The 2,431-nt window shown below is 47.8% G+C and carries 1 protein-coding gene; it reads left to right on the plus strand.

Going from position 1 to position 2,431, the window contains the following annotated elements; genetic code table 11:
• Positions 1-76: 76 nt before the first annotated feature.
• A partial coding sequence (locus JKP77_RS21995) for a Tn3-like element ISShfr9 family transposase (RefSeq protein WP_218313317.1) occupies positions 77-2,431 on the plus strand: 2,355 nt, incomplete at its 3' end.

Consider the following 2,431-nt stretch of genomic DNA (forward strand, 5'->3'; position numbering starts at 1 on the left):
CTGCGGAGGTGGGTTACTACTTATAAGTGTGGCAAATTAGGTAAATATCGTACATTTAATACGGAACAGCCCTGATATGGCCATCAAAAACGAAATTACTATTCTCACGAGAGCAGAACAGGCAGATCTTTATTCCCCACCCATTTTTTCAATCGAAGAACAACGTCTGTACTTTTCTCTGAACGATGCGGAATTGGCAGTTTTTCGGTCAATTCGTCTCAGAGCTCATAGATGTTACTTTGTCGCGATTTTGGGATACTTCAAATCAAAGCCCGTCATCCTAGATATCGCTTACTCGCAGGTTTCTAAGGATTTAATGTTCATCAGTAAAGAGCTGCTTGGCGGCAAGGGGCTCAGACCATTCACTCCCTCACAAAAACAAAAAGATCGACTCTACGCAAAAGTATTAGACCTTGCTGGTTATCACAAATGGGACGAAAGTCAGCACTTCAATTCTCTTTTCGACCACCTTGTTCAGGTGGGCAATGCCTGGCTGGAGCCGCGTTACCTCTTTGATACTGCTATTGAATTCCTAACCAGTCACAGCATTGCTATCCCTAGGTACACCGTACTCCAGAGACTGATAAGCAGAGCGATGCAGCAGGTCAGAAAAGACCTGGCGCACCAACTTAATCAACTCACCAGTCCTGAACTTCACGTCTTTCTGGACAGCATAACAGCCATTGATGACGGACTAAGCCTGAACCAGCTCAGAGGCGGTGCAAAAAGTCTGACCGTACCTGAACTTAAAAAAGAGCTTGCCCTTTATCATCAGTTAGCGCCATGGCGCACGCAAATCAATGGCGTTATCGATGGGCTTAATCTGTCTCTTAAAAATCGACAACACTTCGGTGAGCTCATCAACTATTACGGTAGTAAACTCAAACGATTCAAACGCGCACAGCAGCATCTATGGTTGCTATGTCACCTGACAGAGCGGATACAACTGGCACTGGAACGGTTAACTGATGGGTTCATTTACCATATCCGCAAGCAACAAGAAGCTGCCAACACCTTTGCACAACAAGCAGTGTTCCTGTCCTGGCAGTCAGCCGCGGACAATGTCACGAAAGCGGCAGAGTTACTGCATCTGTTTGTGGATGAGAACATTGATGATAATCAACCCTTCTCAGTAGTCAGACAACAGGCATTGAAGGTCATGAATGACAGGGATATCCAGACCCTCTGCCTTTACCTGAAAAAACAGAAACGGACCGTGGAAGAGTACCAGTGGCAACATTACGATGAACAATGCAATCTCCTGGAGCAACTGTTAAGGCAGGTGTTCTTGTGCCTTGAATGTGAGGCCGGTAAAGGCTCAGAAGCCGTCGTCGCCCAACTTCAACAGATGCAGACGGAAATCGCATTCGGTGGACCACTGAAGACGATGGATACGTCGCTCATCCCGAAAAAGCACCTCCCATGGTTGGTTAAACAGGATAACGTTAACCCGCAACGTTACGAATGGCTGCTCTACCGGCAGTTAACCTCACGACTGAATGGACGCATTTATTTGCCAAATGTTACCAAATACCGCGCACTGGAAGACGACCTGATCCCCCAGACATCGCAGGATACCTTGCTGGCCTCATCAACACTGGACAGACTAAAACAGCCCGCAGAGTTATTGTTACAGGAGAAACAACACCGGCTGGAAAGTGCACTCAAAGACGTTGCTCTCCATATTGATGAGGGAGACAATCGAAATGTGATCATGAAAAATCGTACCGGTACCCGCTGGCGTCTGCCGACCAAAAGCGCTACATCTCTGGTCAACAATCCCTTTTTTAAGCGAATGCAACCGGTCGGTATCGCGGATGTACTGCGGTATGTAGAGCGCGAAACCGGGTTCATGAAATGTCTGACTCATGTACTTCCGATACAAAAACAAGGGTTCACTCATCAGGATGATTTACTGGCCATTCTGATTGCCAACGCCACTCACCGTGGTGTGTATGGCATGGCGCAGATCTCCGATCGAAGCTATGAACACCTGAGTACGGTGCAGGCCAACTATATCCGGCCTGAAACGCTGCATGACGCCAGCGACGTGATCAATAATGCGGTTGCAGCGCTACCCATCTTCCGCCACTACCATATTCAGGAGGACCAGCTGCATGCCAGTGCGGATGGTCAGAAATTCGAAACCCATCTGGAAACCTTTAAAACCCGGTACTCCTCTAAGTATTTCGGCACCAACAAAGGGATCACGGCCATGACACTGGTGGCCAACCACAGCGCCCTCAATGCTCGGATCATCGGTTCCAACGAGCACGAATCACACTATATTTATGACCTGTTACAATCCAACAGCAGTGAAATCAAACCTGACGTACTCTCGACAGATACACACGGTGTCAATCATGTTAACTTCGCCTTACTGGATCTATGCGGTTACAGTTTTGCACCGCGATACGCGCAGTTCAGTAGT

Source organism: Alteromonas antoniana (assembly GCF_019249295.1).
GTDB classification, from domain to species: Bacteria; Pseudomonadota; Gammaproteobacteria; order Enterobacterales; family Alteromonadaceae; genus Alteromonas; species Alteromonas antoniana.